This is a genomic window from Mesorhizobium sp. M0030 (genome assembly GCF_040323695.1).
Classification (GTDB): Bacteria; Pseudomonadota; Alphaproteobacteria; order Rhizobiales; family Rhizobiaceae; genus Mesorhizobium.
In genome coordinates, this window is record NZ_JAMYVE010000001.1 from 329,956 (window position 1) to 347,667 (window position 17,712).

At 63.5% G+C, this 17,712-nt stretch carries 19 protein-coding genes; 15 read left to right on the top strand and 4 right to left on the bottom strand.

From position 1 onward, the window contains the following. Window positions 1–19 precede the first annotated feature (19 nt). The 15 genes from NKJ80_RS01545 (at window position 20) to NKJ80_RS01615 (ending at window position 14,540) form a co-directional block, all read left to right on the top strand. Entirely contained in the window at window positions 20–718 is a 699-nt protein-coding gene (locus NKJ80_RS01545) for a PIG-L deacetylase family protein (protein ID WP_352496914.1), read from the top strand. Between the two features lie 251 nt (window positions 719–969). Beyond that, complete coding sequence (locus NKJ80_RS01550) at window positions 970–2,301, top strand: ABC transporter substrate-binding protein (RefSeq protein ID WP_352496915.1); 1,332 nt, start codon at window positions 970–972, stop codon at window positions 2,299–2,301. A 229-nt stretch (window positions 2,302–2,530) separates the two neighbouring features. Beyond that, window positions 2,531–3,478 carry a carbohydrate ABC transporter permease gene (locus tag NKJ80_RS01555; protein ID WP_352497096.1) on the top strand — a complete coding sequence of 316 codons (948 nt, stop codon included), beginning with the start codon at window positions 2,531–2,533 and terminating at the stop codon, window positions 3,476–3,478. Then, window positions 3,475–4,425: a carbohydrate ABC transporter permease gene (locus tag NKJ80_RS01560; protein WP_352496916.1), complete on the top strand. Its 951-nt coding sequence runs from the start codon at window positions 3,475–3,477 to the stop codon at window positions 4,423–4,425. The genes NKJ80_RS01555 and NKJ80_RS01560 overlap by 4 nt, the downstream gene beginning before the upstream one ends. 214 nt (window positions 4,426–4,639) lie before the next feature. Continuing rightward, a complete protein-coding gene (locus NKJ80_RS01565; RefSeq protein ID WP_023694181.1) occupies window positions 4,640–4,843 on the top strand; it encodes a hypothetical protein in 204 nt (67 codons plus the stop codon). Window positions 4,844–4,845: 2 nt separating this feature from the next. Then, window positions 4,846–5,958 (top strand): ABC transporter ATP-binding protein, encoded by a 1,113-nt coding sequence (locus tag NKJ80_RS01570; protein ID WP_352496917.1) that lies wholly within the window; start codon window positions 4,846–4,848, stop codon window positions 5,956–5,958. Beyond that, a complete protein-coding gene (locus tag NKJ80_RS01575) occupies window positions 5,951–6,964 on the top strand; it encodes an ABC transporter ATP-binding protein (RefSeq protein ID WP_352496918.1) in 1,014 nt (337 codons plus the stop codon). Before NKJ80_RS01570 ends, NKJ80_RS01575 begins: the two co-directional genes overlap by 8 nt. 60 nt (window positions 6,965–7,024) lie before the next feature. Then, on the top strand, window positions 7,025–8,668 hold the full coding sequence (locus NKJ80_RS01580) for a dihydroxyacetone kinase subunit DhaK (RefSeq protein ID WP_352496919.1): 1,644 nt from the start codon (window positions 7,025–7,027) through the stop codon (window positions 8,666–8,668). A 70-nt stretch (window positions 8,669–8,738) separates the two neighbouring features. Continuing rightward, window positions 8,739–9,341 (top strand): dihydroxyacetone kinase subunit DhaL, encoded by a 603-nt coding sequence (dhaL, locus tag NKJ80_RS01585; RefSeq protein WP_023668780.1) that lies wholly within the window; start codon window positions 8,739–8,741, stop codon window positions 9,339–9,341. Beyond that, entirely contained in the window at window positions 9,338–9,727 is a 390-nt protein-coding gene (dhaM, locus tag NKJ80_RS01590; RefSeq protein ID WP_023668781.1) for a dihydroxyacetone kinase phosphoryl donor subunit DhaM, read from the top strand. The genes dhaL and dhaM overlap by 4 nt, the downstream gene beginning before the upstream one ends. A 21-nt stretch (window positions 9,728–9,748) precedes the next feature. After that, a complete protein-coding gene (locus NKJ80_RS01595; RefSeq protein ID WP_023729629.1) occupies window positions 9,749–10,051 on the top strand; it encodes an HPr family phosphocarrier protein in 303 nt (100 codons plus the stop codon). Next, on the top strand, window positions 10,035–11,621 hold the full coding sequence (gene ptsP, locus NKJ80_RS01600; RefSeq protein WP_023702322.1) for a phosphoenolpyruvate--protein phosphotransferase: 1,587 nt from the start codon (window positions 10,035–10,037) through the stop codon (window positions 11,619–11,621). The genes NKJ80_RS01595 and ptsP overlap by 17 nt, the downstream gene beginning before the upstream one ends. A gap of 10 nt (window positions 11,622–11,631) precedes the next feature. Further along, complete coding sequence (locus NKJ80_RS01605; protein WP_023668784.1) at window positions 11,632–12,057, top strand: hypothetical protein; 426 nt, start codon at window positions 11,632–11,634, stop codon at window positions 12,055–12,057. Window positions 12,058–12,079: 22 nt separating this feature from the next. Continuing rightward, a complete protein-coding gene (gene dhaK, locus NKJ80_RS01610) occupies window positions 12,080–13,066 on the top strand; it encodes a dihydroxyacetone kinase subunit DhaK (RefSeq protein ID WP_352496920.1) in 987 nt (328 codons plus the stop codon). Between the two features lie 448 nt (window positions 13,067–13,514). Then, window positions 13,515–14,540, top strand: a complete 1,026-nt coding sequence (locus NKJ80_RS01615) for a nucleotidyltransferase family protein (protein WP_023668787.1) — start codon at window positions 13,515–13,517, stop codon at window positions 14,538–14,540. An 8-nt stretch (window positions 14,541–14,548) separates the two neighbouring features. On the opposite strand, the gene NKJ80_RS01620 is transcribed toward NKJ80_RS01615, so the two are convergent. The 4 genes from NKJ80_RS01620 to NKJ80_RS01635 all read right to left on the bottom strand — a co-directional run bounded on the left by NKJ80_RS01620 (window position 14,549) and on the right by NKJ80_RS01635 (window position 17,605). Next, window positions 14,549–15,544: a phosphoenolpyruvate carboxykinase (ATP) gene (locus tag NKJ80_RS01620; protein ID WP_023694189.1), complete on the bottom strand. Its 996-nt coding sequence runs from the start codon at window positions 15,542–15,544 to the stop codon at window positions 14,549–14,551. Then, complete coding sequence (locus tag NKJ80_RS01625) at window positions 15,541–15,975, bottom strand: lasso peptide biosynthesis B2 protein (RefSeq protein ID WP_023668789.1); 435 nt, start codon at window positions 15,973–15,975, stop codon at window positions 15,541–15,543. The genes NKJ80_RS01620 and NKJ80_RS01625 overlap by 4 nt, the downstream gene beginning before the upstream one ends. Continuing rightward, window positions 15,975–16,262: a PqqD family protein gene (locus tag NKJ80_RS01630; protein WP_023684213.1), complete on the bottom strand. Its 288-nt coding sequence runs from the start codon at window positions 16,260–16,262 to the stop codon at window positions 15,975–15,977. Before NKJ80_RS01630 ends, NKJ80_RS01625 begins: the two co-directional genes overlap by 1 nt. A gap of 545 nt (window positions 16,263–16,807) precedes the next feature. After that, complete coding sequence (locus NKJ80_RS01635) at window positions 16,808–17,605, bottom strand: DUF2259 domain-containing protein (protein ID WP_023689998.1); 798 nt, start codon at window positions 17,603–17,605, stop codon at window positions 16,808–16,810. Between the last annotated feature and the right edge of the window lie 107 nt (window positions 17,606–17,712).

The window sequence follows — 17,712 nt, forward strand, 5'->3', positions numbered from 1 at the left end:
CATTTCCGGGGAGAGTGCAGTGAAGGTATTGGCGCTCGGCGCGCATCCCGACGACATCGAGATATTCATGTTCGGTACGCTGGCTGCCTATGCCACGCAAGGCGCAGAACTGACTTTTGCCGTGGCCACGGATGGCGCCAGGGGCGGCATGGGCGACCCGAGCGTTTTGGCTCGTGTCCGCCGCGACGAGGCGGCGGCCGCTGCGGCGTTGCTCGGCGCAACCCTTCGCTTTCTCGACTTTCCCGACGGCGAACTGGTGGCCGATGCGGCACTGATCGCTTCGCTGAAAGCGCTGATACGCGAGACCGCGGCGGATCTGGTGATCACGCATGCCCCCAACGACTATCACGCCGACCATCGTGCTTTGTCGGACGGCGTGCGCATCGCGGCCTCGTTCGGCGTCCCCGTGCTGCATGCCGACACGATGGGCGGCACCGGTTTTGTGCCGACGCATTACGTCGACATTTCCGCCTACGGCGATATCAAGACGCAGGCGATCCGAGCGCACCAGTCGCAGTGGCCGGAGCAATATGTCGACAGAGCGCGCGTCCAGAATGAGTTTCGCGCCGGGCAATGCAACAGCGTTCCCGGCTCCCTGGCCGAGGCCTTCCGATTCGAGCCAACATTTCCCTTCGCCGACATCCGCGCGCTGCTGCCGCCCGCGCCCCCTGTTCGGCCGGTGACGCCGCAGACGAAAATTATAGGCGACCCCGGCTAAGCAACTTCCGGGCGAGCCGTCCGGCAATCATCCAACGATTTCAATCGCCGTTTCGCCATGTTGCGGCGCAGCGACGAATTCGCTTGCCTTGTTTAGTAAAAATTGCATCACTAAACAAATTACTAAACATCTGCGGCGCACCGCGCCGCCCTGGCGACGCATAGCGTGCCGTGTTTAGCCCCTCGGAGGAGCGAGGGTTGAGGGGTTCTTGAAACGGCCATCCGGGCGCGTTTCGCAAATGGGAGGAAGGCATGAAATCGAGCTTGAAACTGGCGTTGGGGCTGGCCTCGGCGATTACCGCGTCGACAGCCGTCTCGAACGCGGCGCACGCTGAAGACCTGACGCTTTGCTGGGCCGCCTGGGATCCGGCAAACGCGCTGGTCGAACTGTCCAAGGATTTTACCAAGGAAACCGGCATCGGCATGAAATTCGAATTCGTGCCGTGGACCAACTATGCCGACCGCTTCCTCAACGAGCTCAACTCGCACGGCAAACTTTGCGACCTGATCATCGGCGACAGCCAGTGGATCGGCGGCTCGGCCGAGAACGGCCACTACGTCAAGCTGAACGACTTCTTCGACAAGGAGAAGATCAGCATGGACGACTTCGTGCCGGCAACCGTCGTCGGCTATTCCGAATGGCCGAAGAACACGCCGAACTACTGGGCGCTGCCGGCCATGGGCGACGTCGTCGGCTGGACCTACCGCAAGGATTGGTTCTCCAAGCCGGAGCTGCAGAAGGAATTCAAGGAAAAATTTGGCTGGGATCTCGGCCCGCCGACCACCTTCGACCAACTGAAGCAGGTCGCCGAGTTCTTCCAGAAGCGCGAGATAGACGGCAAGACCGTCTATGGCGCCTCTATCTACACCGAGCGCGGCTCGGAGGGCATCACCATGGGCGCCATGGACGTGCTCTACAGCTTCGGCTTCCAGTATGAAAACCTGAAGAAGCCCTACGAGATGGAAGGCTTCGTCAATTCGCCAGACGCGGTCAAAGGCCTGGAGTTCTACAAGTCGCTCTATGATTGCTGCACGCCTCCGGGTGCCTCGAACAGCTATATGGGCGAAGGCGTCGACGCCTTCAAATCCGGTCAGGTGGCCATGCACATGAACTTCGCCTTCACCTGGCCCGGCCTGCAGAAGGACGAGAATGTCGGCGGCGACAAGATCGGCTACTTCGTCAATCCGAAGGGTCCCGGCGGCGCCCAGTTCGCGCAGCTCGGCGGCCAGGGCATTTCGGTGGTGTCCTATTCAGACAAGCAGGAATCGGCGCTGAAATACATCAAGTGGTTCGCCAACAAGGATGTGCAGGCCAAATGGTGGTCGCTCGGCGGCTATTCCTGCCTGAACGCGGTGGTCAAGGACCCGGCCTTCCCGTCCAGCCAGCCTTATGCGCAGACCTTCCTCGACTCGATGGCGATCGTGAAGGACTTCTGGGCCGAGCCGAGCTACGCACCGCTGCTGCAGGCGTCGCAGAAGCGCTTCCACGACTATGTCGTAGCCGGCCAGGGTTCGGCCAAGGACGCGCTTGACGGCCTGGTCAAGGACTGGACGCAAGTGTTCCAGGACGACGGCAAGATGTAACCGGACCAACGGCTCCTCCCGAGCCTGACCCCAGAGGCGGATGATTTTCAGGCCGAATCGATCAGAAATCATCCGCCTCAGGGCTAAAAAGAGAGAGAGCATGATGTCGTCCGAAAACCGCTTCACACTTTTCGGCATCATGCTCTTGGTCCCGTGCTGCCCTTGGCACGGGACGCAGTTCAGATAAATTCCAGTGTCGAGACTTGACGTGACCGAAGCAGGACTCACCATGCTCAATCGGACTGCGGAGAACGTTGCCCGGGCGACCCCGGAGCCGTTGGCCCGCAAGGTCCGGGGGATGAGCGACAAGGGCCTCGCCTGGCTGTTCATCTCGCCGACGATCCTGTTGCTCTTGGCCATCAACATCTTCCCGCTGTTCTGGGCGATCTACCTGTCCTTCACCAACTTCCGCGCGAACCGCCCGAACGAGGTGGTGAAAAACCTCGGCTTCGCCAACTACCAGCGCATCCTCGGCGACCAGGACATCTGGATCGCCATGCAGACGACGGCGCATTTCGTGTTCTGGACGATCCTGCTGCAGACGCTGATCGGTTTCACGCTGGCGTGGCTGATCGACAGGAAGTTTCGCGGCCACGCCTTCTGGACGACCATCATCCTGGTGCCGATGATGCTGTCGCCGGCGGTGGTCGGCAATTTCTGGCGTTTCCTCTACGAGCCGCAGATCGGCCTGTTCGCCTACGCCATCTCGTTCGTCACCCGGATACCACCGACCGACATCCAGATGCTGTCCAACGTGTCGCTGGCGCCGTGGTCGATCATCATCGTCGACACCTGGATGTGGACGCCCTATGTCATGCTGATCTGTCTCGCCGGCCTGCGCTCCATCCCCGAATACATCTATGAAGCCGCCGAGGTCGACCGCGCGTCCAACTGGCGGCAGTTCTGGTCGATCACGCTGCCGATGGCGCTGCCCTTCATCATGCTGGCGGTGCTGTTTCGCGGCATCGAGAACTTCAAGATGTTCGACATGGTCAACCTGCTGACCGGTGGCGGGCCGGGCTCGACCACCGAGGTCGCCTCGATCACGCTGAAGCGGCAGGCGTTCGAGAGCTGGCGCACCGGATATTCCTCGGCCTTCGCCATCATCCTGTTCGTCGCGGTGTTTGGGCTGGCCAACATCTACGTCAAGGCGCTGAACAAGGTGAAGCAGAGATGAGCCTGACCACCGCCCACTCCGTCGTCGCCCCCTCGGCCAATTCGAAGCGGATCGCCGGCACGATCATCGTGCTCTACGCGCTGATCTCGATCGTGCCGTTGCTGTGGATCTTCGCCACCAGCTTCAAGACGCCGCCGGATTCGATCGCCTATCCGCCCAAGATTCTGTTCCAGCCGAGCATCGAGGGCTATTGCAACCTGTTCACGACGCGCACCAGGCAAACGCCCGACTACATCAACTCGCTCGGACCCGCGACCGGTTTCTGCGACGAGACCTCGCGCAAGCGCAACATGGCGATTGCCGGCCCGTCCAACTTCCTGCCGCGCTTCGTCAACTCACTGATCATCGCCTTCGGTTCCACCTTCTGCGCCGTATTCCTCGGCACGCTCTCGGCCTACGGTTTCTCGCGCTTCAAGGTGCCGCTGGCCGATGACCTCTTGTTCTTCATCCTGTCGACGCGCTTCATGCCACCGATCGCGGTCGCCATTCCCATCTACCTGATGTACCGCGAGCTCGGCCTGTCCGACACCGCGCTCGGCATGATCCTGCTCTACACCGCGGTCAACGTGTCGCTCGCGGTGTGGCTGCTGAAAGGCTTCATCGACGAGATCCCGCGCGAGTATGAAGAAGCGGCGATGATCGACGGCTATACCAGGCTGCAGGCCTTCTGGCGTACCGTGCTGCCGCAAGCGACCACCGGCATCGCCGCGACCGCCATCTTCTGCCTGATCTTTGCCTGGAACGAATATGCATTCGCGGCGCTGCTGACCTCCGGCACGGCGCAGACCGCACCGCCCTTCATCCCGACCATTATCGGTGAAGGCGGCCAGGACTGGCCGGCGGTGGCGGCGGGCACGACGATCTTCCTGGTGCCGATCCTGGTCTTCACCATCCTGCTACGCAAGCAGTTGCTGCGCGGCATCACTTTCGGCGCGGTTCGCAAATGAGTGGTGTGCCAGGTCGACCCCCACTCCGTCGAGCTTCGCTCGACACCTCCCCCCCGATCGACGGGGGAGAGGAAGGGCGCGAACTTCATTCAACCAGACTCCCTTCCTCTCCCTCCGGAGGGGGGAGAGGTGGCGCTGCGAAGCAGCGACGGAGTGGGGGAACCACCTGGCAACCGTCTCGCCCCGTTGCCGGGCAGAAGGAAGGGAGCTACGCATGACGCGCCCAGCCATCTCCAAAAAGTCATCCTGGCCGCGCTGGGCTCGACGCGGCCTCATGGAAAACATTGCGACGGCGCTCATCGCCGTCGGCTTCCTGATGCTGTTCCAGCCTTTCGCGCTGGCGCTCTACACCTATTCCTTCATCACCATGCTCGCCGGCACGGTGATGTTCATCATCGTCTCGAAATTCCCGGAATAATCATGGCCGAAATCCGCGTCCAACATTTGAGAAAGGCCTTCGGCGATTTCGTCGCGGTGCAGGATTCCAGCTTTGTCGTCGAGGATGGCGAGTTCTTCGTGATGCTTGGTCCCTCGGGCTGCGGCAAGACGACGACGCTGCGCATGATCGCCGGCCTCGAATTGCCGACCGGTGGCCAGATCCTGCTCGGCGGCGAGGACGTCTCCATGCGCCGGGCGCGCGAACGCGACATCGCCTTTGTCTTCCAGCTGTTCGCGCTCTATCCGCATATGAATGTGCGCAAGAACATCGGCTTCCCGCTTCTCGCGCAAGGAATGCCGTCGGCCGAAATCCGCCAACGCGTCGACGAGACGGCCAAGCTTTTGCGCATCGACCATCTGCTCAACAAATCGGTCTCAGGGCTTGCCGGCGGCGACCGCCAGCGGGTCGCGCTCGGCCGTGCCATCGTGCGGCGGCCAAAGTGTTTTCTGATGGACGAGCCGCTCGGCACGCTCGACACCGAATTCCGCGATCTGATGGTGCATGAGCTGCGCGAGCTGCACAACCGCATCCACGCCACCACGGTCTATGTCACCCACGACCAGATGGAAGCAATGTCGATGGCCGACAAGATCGCGGTGATGAACCATGGCGTCATCGAACAGTTCGGCACTCCGCGCGAGATCTACGACCGCCCGGCAACCATGTTCGTCGCCGATTTCATCGGCTCGCCGCCAATGAACTTTCTCGGCTTTGGCGGCGGATTGGCGAAGGGGGCGAAGGAGATCGTCGTGCAAGGCGCCAAGGTGGCGGTGCCGGAAGTGCGCGAGGAAATTGCGCCCGCCGACATGGCGCTCGGCATCCGTCCCGAGCACATCCGTTTCGACGATGCGTCGAAACTGCGCGGCACCATCTACGGCACCGAATATCTCGGCACGACGCAGATCGTGGCGGTGGAGACGGCGGACGGCATCATCAAGGCGCGGGTGCCGGCCGAAATCCGGCTCGCTGCCGGCGATCATGTCGGGCTGACGTTGAACAGCGCGCGGCTGTCGCTGTTCGACAAGGGCTCGGGTCGGGCGGTGCGCACCGCGATCCACGATACCGCCTCTCAAGGGAGAGCGCAGCATGGCTGACGTGCACATCAAGGGCGTGACCAAAAGCTTCGGCGACCATGTCGCCGTCGATGGCCTCGACCTTAACATCGCCGATGGCGAATTCGTCGTGCTGCTCGGCCCGACCGGCGCCGGCAAGACGACGACGCTGAGATTGATCGCCGGACTGGAGCGGCCGGATGGCGGCACGATCCATATTGGCGGCCACGATGCGACGACGCTGTCGCCGGCCGAGCGCGACACCGCCTTCGTGTTCCAGCAATATTCGCTCTACCCGCATCTGTCGGTCTACGACAACCTCGCCTTCCCGCTGCGTTCGCCAGCGCGGAAAGTACCGGAGGACCAGATTCGCCGCCGCGTCGAAGAGGTGGCGAAGATGGTGCGCATCCACCACAAGCTGAACAACCGCTCGACCAAGCTTTCGGGTGGCGAAATGCAGCGCGTCGCCATTGGGCGCGCGCTGGTGCGCAAGCCGTCGATCTATCTGATGGACGAACCGCTGTCGTCGCTGGATGCCAAATTGCGCGCCGATCTCAGGCTCGAACTCAAGCGTATCCAGGCCGAACTCGGCGCCACCATGCTGTACGTCACCCACGATCAGATCGAGGCGATGACCATGGCCGACCGCATCGGCATCCTCAATGACGGCGTGCTGGTGCAGATCGGCACGCCGCGCATGATCTATTCGGAGCCGGCAAACCTTCATGTCGCGGCCCGCCTCGGCCAGCCGGCGATCAACCTGCTGCCGGCCGGGCTGCTGCCTGATGGTGGGGCGCCGACCGGAACCAAGACCATCGGCGCGCGCACCGAGCATCTGTCGATCGAGAAGACCGCAAACGGCCATGCCGACGGCGTCGTCGACTGGGTCGAACATCTCGGGGACCAGAACCATCTGCATGTTACGGTCGGCCCGAAGAAACTGGTGACGCTCACCGACCCCGATACGGATCTGGCCGAGGGCGACAAGGTGGTGATCCGCTACCGCTCGCCGCTGTATTTCGGCGCCGACGGACAAAGGCTGATGTGAAGATTTCGGCGGTCTAGACGCCGGCTTCTGACTGACGATTGCGAATACGGGACGAACTCGATGAAGCACTTTTTCAACCGCAGGGAAACGATCGTCACCGAGGCGCTGGATGGCCTGTTGCGGACCATCGGTTCCGGCGATCTCGCGCGCCTCGACGGTTATCCCGAGATCAAGGTCGTGCTGCGCGCCGACTGGGACAAGGCGAAAGTTGCCGTCGTCTCCGGTGGCGGCGCCGGACACGAACCGTCCCATGCCGGCTTTGTCGGCAAGGGCATGCTGACGGCGGCGGTTTCGGGCGAGATCTTCGCCTCGCCCAGCGTCGAGGCGGTGCTGGCCGCCATCCGCGCGGTGACCGGCCCGGCCGGCTGCCTGCTGATCGTCAAGAACTACACCGGCGACCGGCTCAATTTCGGCCTGGCGGCCGAGAAAGCGCGCGCCGAAGGGTTTCGCGTCGAGATGGCGATCGTCGCCGACGACATCGCCCTGCCGGATATCAACCAGCCGCGCGGCGTCGCCGGCACCTTGTTCGTACATAAGATCGCCGGCCATTTGTCGGAGACCGGTCAAGACCTGGCAGCCGTTGCTACAGCCGCTCGCGTGGCGGCGAAGGACATCATCTCGCTCGGCATGTCGCTGTCGTCCTGCTCGATCCCCGGCCAGCCACATGAAGAGCGGTTCGGCGAAAATGACGGCGAACTCGGCCTCGGCATCCATGGCGAGCCGGGCGTCGAGCGCATCGCCGTGCAGAGCGCCGACAGACTTGTGGCGATCATGGCGGAGCGGCTGGCGGTGCGGCTCGACCCGAACGCCAGCCACGCGTTGCTCATCAACAATCTCGGCTCGGTGCCGCCGCTCGAAATGTCGCTGGTCGCCAATGCCGTGCTGGCCTCGCCGCTGGCCAAGACCGTGAAGCTTGCGATCGGCCCCGGACCGCTGATGACGGCGCTCAACATGAACGGTTTTTCGCTGTCGCTGATCAAGCTCGATGCGGCGCGCGAGGCAGCCTTGCTGGCGCCTGTCGGCCCACATGCCTGGATGCCGGCCAAAACCGTCGTCGCGCCGGCTATCGTGCCTATGGCGAAAGCGGCTGGAAACAGCGCAGCCCAAAGGGCCAGCCAGGATTCCGGCACCAGGCGTTTGATCGTCACGGTCTGCGGACGGCTGATCGCGCTCGAAGAGACACTGAACGGGCTAGACGCCAAGACGGGCGACGGCGATACCGGCTCGACGGTTGCGACCGGCGCGCGCAGCGTGCTGGAACGGCTCGATGCGCTGCCGCTGGCCGACCCTGCCGCCACGCTTGCGGCTATAGGCGATAGTCTGGGCGTCGCAATGGGCGGCTCCTCAGGCGTCCTGCTGTCGATCTTCTTCACGGCGGCGGCTCAGGCTTCGAATGGCGGAGCAACCCTGTCCAAGGCGCTGCTTGCCGGGCTTGACCGGATGACCTTCTATGGCGGCGCCGGGGTCGGCGACCGCACCATGGTCGATGCCCTGGAGCCGGCGCTGAAGGCGCTCGACGCCAAGGGGCTGGATGCCGCGGCGACCGCGGCGAGGCACGGCGCCGAGGCGACCGCGGCCATGGAGAAGGCGAAAGCCGGACGCTCCGCCTATGTCGGCACCAAATTGCAGGGCGTGGCCGACCCTGGCGCCCATGCCGTGGCCGAAGTGTTCGCGGCCGCCGCCGCGCTGCATGCAACGGCCTGATGGCATGCTTCGATTGTCGAATGAGAATTCTTTCGATACTGCCGGCAGGACCGAAACCGGGAATCTGGACATGGCAGCGTTCGACCTTGCCAGGCTGATCACCGCCGCCGCGGACACGATCGCCGCTCACTCGGAAGAGTTGACCGCGCTCGACCAGGCGATCGGCGACGGTGACCATGGGCTGAACATGAAGCGCGGGTTTGAGGCCTTGCGTGCCGATGCCGAGGCGTTTTCGGCCAAGCCGCTGCCCGAGGCGCTGAAGGCGATCGGCACCAAGCTGGTGATGACGGTTGGCGGTGCATCCGGGCCGCTCTTCGGTACATTGTTCCTGGCGCTGGGCAAGGAGATTTCGGGAGAGCCGGATCGTGCCAATCTGGCGGCTGCTTTCGGCAAGGCAATCGAAGCTGTGGCCGCCAGAGGCAAATCCCAGGTCGGTCAAAAGACCATGCTCGATGTGCTGCAACCTGTGCAGGACGCGTTGGTCGAAGGAAAGACGGCCATGGAAATTGCAGATATCGCCGACATGGCTGCCGAGGCGACCGTGCCGATGAAGGCAACACGCGGTCGCGCCTCATTCCTCGGCGACCGCTCAATCGGTCATATGGATGCCGGCGGACGCTCTGTGGCGCTGCTGGTGCGGACCGTCGCCGAAACCGTCGAGGGCCAAGCATGAGCAATGTCGGCATCGTCATCGTCTCGCATTCCCCGCTGGTTGCCGAAGGCACGGCCGACATGGTGCGGCAGATGGTGGGCGACGAAGTGCCGCTTGCATGGTGCGGCGGAAACGGCCATGGCGGGCTCGGCACCAGCGTCGAAGCGATCATAGGCGCCATCGACAAGGCGTGGTCGGAGGCGGGCGTCGCCATACTGGTCGATCTCGGCGGCGCCGAGACCAATTCGGAAATGGCGGTGGAAATGATCGGCGAGCCGCGGGCGCAGAAGATCATCGTCTGCAACGCGCCGATCGTCGAAGGCGCGGTGATGGCGGCGACCGAGTCCTCCGGCGGCGCCTCGCTGAAGGAAGTGGTGGCGACGGCGCATGAATTGTCGCCGTCGTGAGTGAACGGGAATTTTGACCTGATGTCCGCCTTTGCCGAAGCGACCGTCCTGATCACCCACGAGGTGGGTCTGCATGCGCGCCCTTCGGTGAAGTTCACCAAGCTTGCCAAGAGCTTTGCGGCCGAGGTGGAGATTGCGCTTTCTGCCAACGGCCCATGGTTCGACGCCAAGAGCATCGTCAAGGTGATGGCGGCCAGGGCGCCGAAAGGCACCATGCTGCACATCCGGGCCACAGGCGACGGCGCCGATGATGCCGTGAGAGCGCTGGTCGAGCTGGTGCGGCGCGATTTCGACGAAGGCGCGGGCCATGCCCGAACCGCTTAGGCTGCAAGGCATTTCGGCCTCCGCCGGCTACGCCGAGGGGCCGCTGTTCAATCTCGACAACGGCACCGCGCACTACTCACGGAAGGCGACAGCCGGCGAGGAAAAGGCTGCATTGGAAGCAGCTATCGCCAGTTCGGCTGACCGGCTCGCGACCCTGATTGAAACCGCCGATGAGGAGGCCGCCGGCATTCTCGAATTCCAGCTCGCCATGCTTGAGGACGATGCCCTGACCGGCCCGGCTTTTGCCGCGATCGCGTCCGGCATGCCGGCTGACATGGCCTGGCGACAGGCGCTGGACGCCGAGATCTCCGGCTACGAAACGTCAGACCAGGACTATTTCCGGGCTCGCGCCGCCGATATCAGCGATATCCGCGACCGCGTGCTGCGCGCCCTTACCGAGGAGCAGGAGAGCGCTCCACCAGCGGGCGCCATTCTCTATGGCGAGGACATCGCGCCGACGCGCTTTCTCGAGACCGACTGGAGCACCGGCGGCGGCATCGCGCTGAGGGCCGGCAGCGCCGCCAGCCACGTCGCCATGCTGGCGCGCTCGCGCGGCGTGCCGATGGTGGTGGGGCTTGGCGCTTCGCCGGCTAATCCCGTCGGTCTGGCTCTGCTCGATGCGGAGCATGGCGGTATCGTGCTTTCGCCGACCACGACCGAGATCGAAGCGTTCCACCGGTCCTCGTCCTCGTTTGTGGCACATCGAGACAAGGCCGGAGTCTATCTCGCGAAACCGGCGGTAACCCGGGCCGGGACGACAGTGCGCGTGCAGGTCAACATCGCCGATCCGTCCGAGGTCGACGGCATCGACATTTCGACCTGCGACGGGGTCGGGCTGATGCGCACCGAATTCCTGTTCGGCAAGGCGCCGCCGGACGAGGAGACGCAATACCAGGCCTATCGCAAGGTGCTGGAATGGGCAGGCGACAAGCCGGTGACCATCCGTACCGTCGACGCCGGCGGCGACAAGCCGGTGCCGGGCTTCACCGTCGAGGAGAGCAACCCGTTCCTCGGGCTGCGTGGCATCAGGCTGTCGCTGGCAAGGCCGGAGGTGTTTCGCGTACAGATCCGGGCGCTGCTGCGCGCGGCGGTGCACGGCAATCTGAAGGTGATGTTTCCGATGATCGCCGTCGCGGAGGAATACCAACGCGCCGCCGCTCTGTTCGTGGAGGAGCAGGCCGGGCTTGCCGCGCGCGGCATCGCGCAAAAAATGCCGCCGCTCGGCATCATGGTCGAGGTGCCTTCGGTGGCGATCGCGCCGGAGGCGTTCGCCGATGTCGCCTTCTTCTCGATCGGTTCGAACGATCTGACCCAATATGTAATGGCGGCTGCCCGCGATAACGCAGCCGTGGCGCATCTTAATTCTGTCCGCCATCCCGCCGTGTTGCGGCTGATCGGCTCGGTTGCCGCTTTTGGCCTGCGCGCGAAAATCCCAGTCAGCCTGTGCGGCGATGCCGGCGGCGATCCGGCATCGATCCCGGCACTGCTCGAGGCCGGCCTGCGGGATCTCTCGGTGGCTCCCGCCCAACTCGCCATGGCCAAGGCGGCCATCTCGGATGCATCGGTCTAGGATGACTGAGATGGCCGACAAGACACCAGAAGCCGGCTCCGAAGAGGCGATCCGCGCCTACAAGACGATCCTGTCGCAGGTCATCGACCAGCGACCGTCGGGTATGCGACAACGCCTTGCCGACGCGCTTGGCAAGCACCGCAGCTTCGTCACCCAGATTTCCAGCGCGGCCTATTCGACCCCGATCCCGTCAAAACATCTGCCGGCTATTTTTTCGGTCTGCCATTTCAGTCCGGCCGAGCGCGATCAGTTTCTGGCTGCCTATCATCTGGCGCATCCCGGCAAGATGTCGGTTGCGGCAGGCATGCGCAAGACCCGGCATGTCTCGCTGATCGTGCCCGATTTCGGCGACGACAAGCAGAATGCAGCGCTCGACAAGGCGATCAACGAATTCATCCAGAAGATCACCAGCATCACCGGCAGGAGTGGTGGCTGATCGTGTTGTGTCGGGAGGACACATGAAGAAGTTTATGAATTCCGTCGACACGGTGCTGACCGAAAGCCTCAACGGCTTCGTTGCAGCTCATGCCGACATCCTGGTGCTGGGCGAGGAGCACAAATTCATTCGCCGCAAGGTGATGAAGCCGGGGAAGGTGGCGCTGATCTCGGGCGGCGGTTCCGGCCACGAGCCGTTGCATGCCGGCTTTGTCGGTCACGGCATGCTGGACGCCGCCTGCCCCGGCCAGGTCTTCACCTCGCCAACGCCGGACCAGATACTGGCGGCGGCCGCCGCCGTCGATACCGGCGCCGGCTGCCTGTTCATCGTCAAGAACTATGAAGGCGACGTGATGAATTTCGACATGGCCGGCGAAATGGCCGACGGCGTCCTGCAGGTGGTGATCAATGATGACGTCGCCGTCGAGAATTCGTCCTTTACGACCGGCCGGCGCGGCGTCGCCGGCACGCTGGTGATGGAGAAGATCGTCGGCGCCGCCGCCGAGCAAGGCATGGCGCTGGCGGATCTCAAGGCGCTCGGCGGTCGCATCAACAGCGCGACGCGTTCGATGGGCGTGGCGCTGACCAGTTGCACGGTGCCGGCGGCCGGCAGGCCGACCTTCGAGATTGGTGATGGCGAGATGGAATTCGGCGTCGGCATTCATGGCGAGCCCGGCCGGCGTCGCGACACGTTGAAAAGCGCCGATGCGATCGCCGAAGAGATTTGCGCCGCGATCCTGGGCGATCTCGGCGACAGGGCGAAAGGCCCGGCACTGTTGTTCATCAACGGCTTTGGCGGCACGCCGCTGATGGAGCTCTATCTGATGTACAACAGCGCCCGAAACATCTTCGAAAAACAGGGCGTGACGGTGACCCGCTCGCTGGTCGGGTCCTACGTGACATCGCTCGACATGGCCGGCTGCTCGATCACGCTGACCATGCTGGATGACGAGGTAACGTCAATGTGGGACGCGCCGGTGCACACAGCCGCGCTGCGCTGGGGACTGTAACGGAGGGGCCTTGCCCATATCCCGAACAGGCGGCTTATGAACTTGCCTTAGCCTGCGGGACCGGACGGACCGTTACCCGCAGTCACGCCGACAGATTGCCCGCCTGCAGCGCGGCTTGCCTTGCGGCCGACCGCTCCGGCTTCATCCAAACCGAAGCCGTAGAAGTCTTATCGCGGTATCGGCAGCGACGGCCCGGCCACCACGCTGGACAACTTTCCTGCCTTGCGCAGCACGGGCGCTTCATACTTTTTCTTGGCCATTCCAAACACCCTTTTCAGTCAAGTGCAAAAGAATGGACCGAAACCGTGGAAAGTCAATTCATGAGCTGGTTCTGCCACCACACGCTGGCTTCATGCATGCTTTTCTGCAACATACGCTCCTCTGAGTTGGTTGTTTGACGCAATTCCGGACGGGAATTGCTGATGTGGGCGAACGCAATCCGGGTTTGATGCTGCCATCTCTTGCGCCTGCCGATGAAAAACTGCTGCTGACCTTCGCCGACCCGGAGGCGACGGTTGCCATTGGCCGTGACGTTGCTGCCGAAAGCTTGCTGGCACTGCTCGCCAATGCCGAGTTCCACGGCGTGCTGCCGATCATGCTGCGCAAGCTCAGCGAGATCGGCGACGCCCAACTGCCTGCGGACGCAGCCTTGCGGCAAAAGCTGTCGGAACTGCGTGATCGCTCGACGCTGGCGACCGGCCAATCGATGCTGCTGCAATATCATGGCGACCGCATCATGAAGGCATTGGCGGCGAAAAATGTTCCGGCCCGCATCGTCAAGGGTCCGGTCTTCGCACGCAAACTTTACCGCCACGCCGCTGACCGGCCGTTCACCGACATCGACATTCTGGTCGAGCCGGCCAGCATCATTGAAGCCAACACGGTGATTGCCGGATGCGGCTTCGAGCTCTGGAGCGGCGAGGCGCAGTCGCAGGATCTGCAGGAGTTCAAGTGGCTGGAGAAGGAGAATACCAGCCTGCTGATCGAACTGCACGGCAACCTGGTGCATGATTCCGGCATGCGGCGGCGGCTGTCGCTGGGCTTTCGCGAATTGCAGATCATCGACGGCAGCGAGGCCGACACGCCGGCCGCGCTGCTGACCATCGCCATTGTCCACGCCGCCGGCGGGCACAAGTTCCACCGGCTGCAGCTTTGCGTCGATGTGCTGCAGGGCGTGCGCGCGCTGCGGTCGCCCGCGGATGAAGACCGGCTTTTCGAGGCGGCGCGCATCAGCGGCATCGAGCTCGAACTGGCGACGGTTCTCAATGTGACGGGGCGGCTGTTTGATGCACCGCGCGCGATCGAACTGGCCGACCGCATCAAGCCCGACCTCTCGATATTTTTGGCCAAATGGCTGATCACCGGCGATACGCTGCTCGGCGTCAATTCCAGGGACAAGATGCATTCGCGCCTGCGCCGCGACGCCTTCCGCTGGATCCAGCGCCTCGCCAGGCCAAAGCCGCATTCTGCCTGAAGTGTGCTTTAGTCCCGCGCCGCCAGCGCCGAGCGGATCAGCGGGGCCGCCTCGGCCGGGTTCGCGCCGACTTCCAGGGTAAATGTCGGGACGGCTTTGACCAGCGTTGCGATGGTTGCCATGCGGCGCTTCTGCGCCGGCAAAAGGCCGGTCATGCCGGTCCTGACATTGTCGGTGGCAAGCGCCACCATGGCGTCTGTCCTGGTCATGGGCACGAGCCGGGTTTGCGCGTCCGCCGAGCGGGCGAGATGAAACAGTGCCGCAACCGGTCTGCCGACAGTTTCCTCGATGCGGATGATCTCGGCGAGACGTTCCAGCGAGACGGCCTGCTCGCCATTGGCGTCCCATTTGTCGCCAAGGCAAGGCGCCACGAAGGGCAGCATTGCCGCGGTGTGGCGGTGGACCTTCACCTTGCGCGGCAAGCCCCAGGCCGTGATGCCGCCACCGGCCAAAACCTTGAGGATCATGGCGTCATCCGAGCACAGGCCGAAACCTTGCGACGCCAGCGCCAGCGACGTCGTTGACTTGCCGGTGCCGCTCGGCGCATGGATCAGCACGAGCGCCTCGCGGCCGGGCAATGTCAGGCCGGCGGTGTGCAGCATGTGCTGGTCGCCGGCATCAAGTGCTGCATCCAGCACCATCATCAGCACCGTCCATTTGACCTTGGCATCGGGATGGACTCGTATCTCGGCCCAGCCTCCATCGGCATTGATCGAGACGGTCTGCAGGCCGGGAAAGACCAGATGAACGGTGCCGCCACCGTCGATCAGCCGGCAATGGCCGTCCTCCGGCACCTCGCCGTCGAAAGCGAGTTTTCCGGCAGGCGATTCCGGTAACTCCCGCGTCTCGACGATGTCGACGCGGAAATCGGGCTCGACCGGCCCGCTCACGCGCAACGTGCCGAGCAAGAGGTCGAAGCTCGGCCAGAGATCGGCCCGCGAGGCCGATATGCTGATGACCTGGCCCTGGAGATCATAGCAGAAGGTGGTCGCCGGACCGGTCAAGCAGCGTGCGCCTTTCCGGCATCGGCGTGATGGCGATAGATCTGCACCATGCCGGGGAGGCTGTCCGAGACCACCGGGCGGCCATCGAGACAGACCCAGCAATGGGCAGACATACGCGGCGCCTGCATCGACTTCGGATCGACGCCGAAGCGCAGATCCGGATCGAAGCCGGCAAAGCGCAGGAAGCGGTGGGCGAGCAGGCCCTCGCGCAGGCATCTGCGGTCGCGCATCAGCCAGGGGTGCCGGACGGTCCGGTTGACGGCAGCGACGATGTAGGCTGACGACAGGCCGCGATAAGGGGTGGGTGCGCTGAGCGGCGCCCATTTCAGCACCGATTCGAAGCTGCGGCGGCCGATCAGGGTCGGCATCAGCCGCGCGCTTGCCCATAAATGGACACGAAACAAAGCGCGCAGGAGAACGCCGTCCACCATCAGGGAGCCGGGTCGGCGAGAATGCCTTCGCTCACCAGTTCGGCGGCCAGCGCCGCCATGTCCTGGTCGAGCGTGCCCTTGTCGACCTCGAACTCGTCAGACAACAGGACGACGATCTGGTCAAGGCTGCGGGCGCCGTCCACCTTGTCGAGAAAGGCTTCGGTGGTGCCGTTGCAGGTGTAAAGCTGGCCGCTGCGCGCCAAGAGCACGACGGCGCCATCGCCGACATGCTGGACCGAGGCGTCGTCCGCCAGCCGCAGAACCATTTCAGAACCGATTTGGGCCATGGAGCCCCTCCACCATTTTCCTGGAGAGCAGATAGCGCGGCGATGCGGGTCTGTCCATTGCGCGGACGAGAGGGAGAACAAGCCGGCCTGACCGTTCTGTGGCAATCCGGCAACGCCACCATCCTCACGACACAGGCAACCGAAGCCTAATGGAGACATCCAATTTCAGATTGTGGTAACTTCCACATCATTCAGAGCCTGAGAACGGGGAAGCACCCCAGAAATAGTCGGTGATTGCGGCTGGGAATCACCGCCGCAAACGGTCAAGCCAGCTATCTCGCAGGGTCAAGGTGTTGCTTTTCTTACCTAAAGTAAGCTATGGAGTCGCGGGGTTTTGGGAGAGCATTGGGTATGCGTTACAACTGGGAGCGGGCGCCGACCGCGTTCGAACGTCATCGAAAAGCGTTGGCAGCCGCCATATTGATTGCGGGTGGCGTCGGGCTGATGCTGGCGGCCTTGCCGCTTTAAGACTGATATCCGACACGAACGCCCTGCTTTCTCCGGGCGCATGAGCTTTTTCTGCCTGCCACAAGACGGGCCGCGGCTTAGCGTGCATGGCCGGTTACGGCGATGAAGCGGCGGTCGCGTCCTTCGAAGCCCTGGCTGAAGCGCTGCACCAGCACCGCCACTACCGCCGGCCTGCCGGGCGGGGTGTATTCGTAGGATTCCGACAGGCTGTAGGAAGTCGGGCAGTTGCGCGAGCCCGGCACGGCCTTGTCCTCGTGCAGCACCTTGAACGGCTTGCCGTCCTGCCCCTGCAGCGACAGGCGGAAGCCGCGCGCCTTGCCCGTCTTGGCGCCTTGAAGTTTCTTTTCGCCCTGAAGTGTCTTGTCGCTCGGAAGAGCCTGGTCGCTTGGCTTGGCGTCATCGAAGCTTGCCGAGCAGTCCGTCTTGCTGTCGGCCAAAATCTCATCGAGCTGGATGGTCGAAATCTGTGTTTCGCCATAGAACGGCGACAGCCATTTCTGCGCGGCCTGCTCGAGGCGGGAAATGTCGTTGTACTCGACCGTGTCGTCCGGGAAGGTGAACCTGTCGGAGGCCGTGCGCGTGCCGCGCTCGGCGATGCCGTATTTGGCCAGGATTGGCGCGGCCTGCTTTGCGGCCTGCGCCCGTGCCTGCTCCACCGTCGTGGTCGCCTCTTCCGATTCGTCGAGGACAAGGATCGGCTTGCCGCCGACGAACTCGTCTGTGCTTGTGTCGATGATGTCGATCTGCGACCAGCCGGAAACGGCAGCGTCGAGCTCGCCATATTGCTCGAAGGCGAAATATTTGCCGTCGGGGGAAAAGCCGATGATGCGCCGCGCGGCGGCATCGCCGGCCTGGGCGGCGGAAACGATCGTCAACAGCAGCGCTGCTCCAACGGCAGATCCAACCCCGTATCGTACCGTCATTGCGCGCCCTGCCCCGATTTCAAACCCGGCCATGGTGCCTGCAATTTATGGCCAAGGCG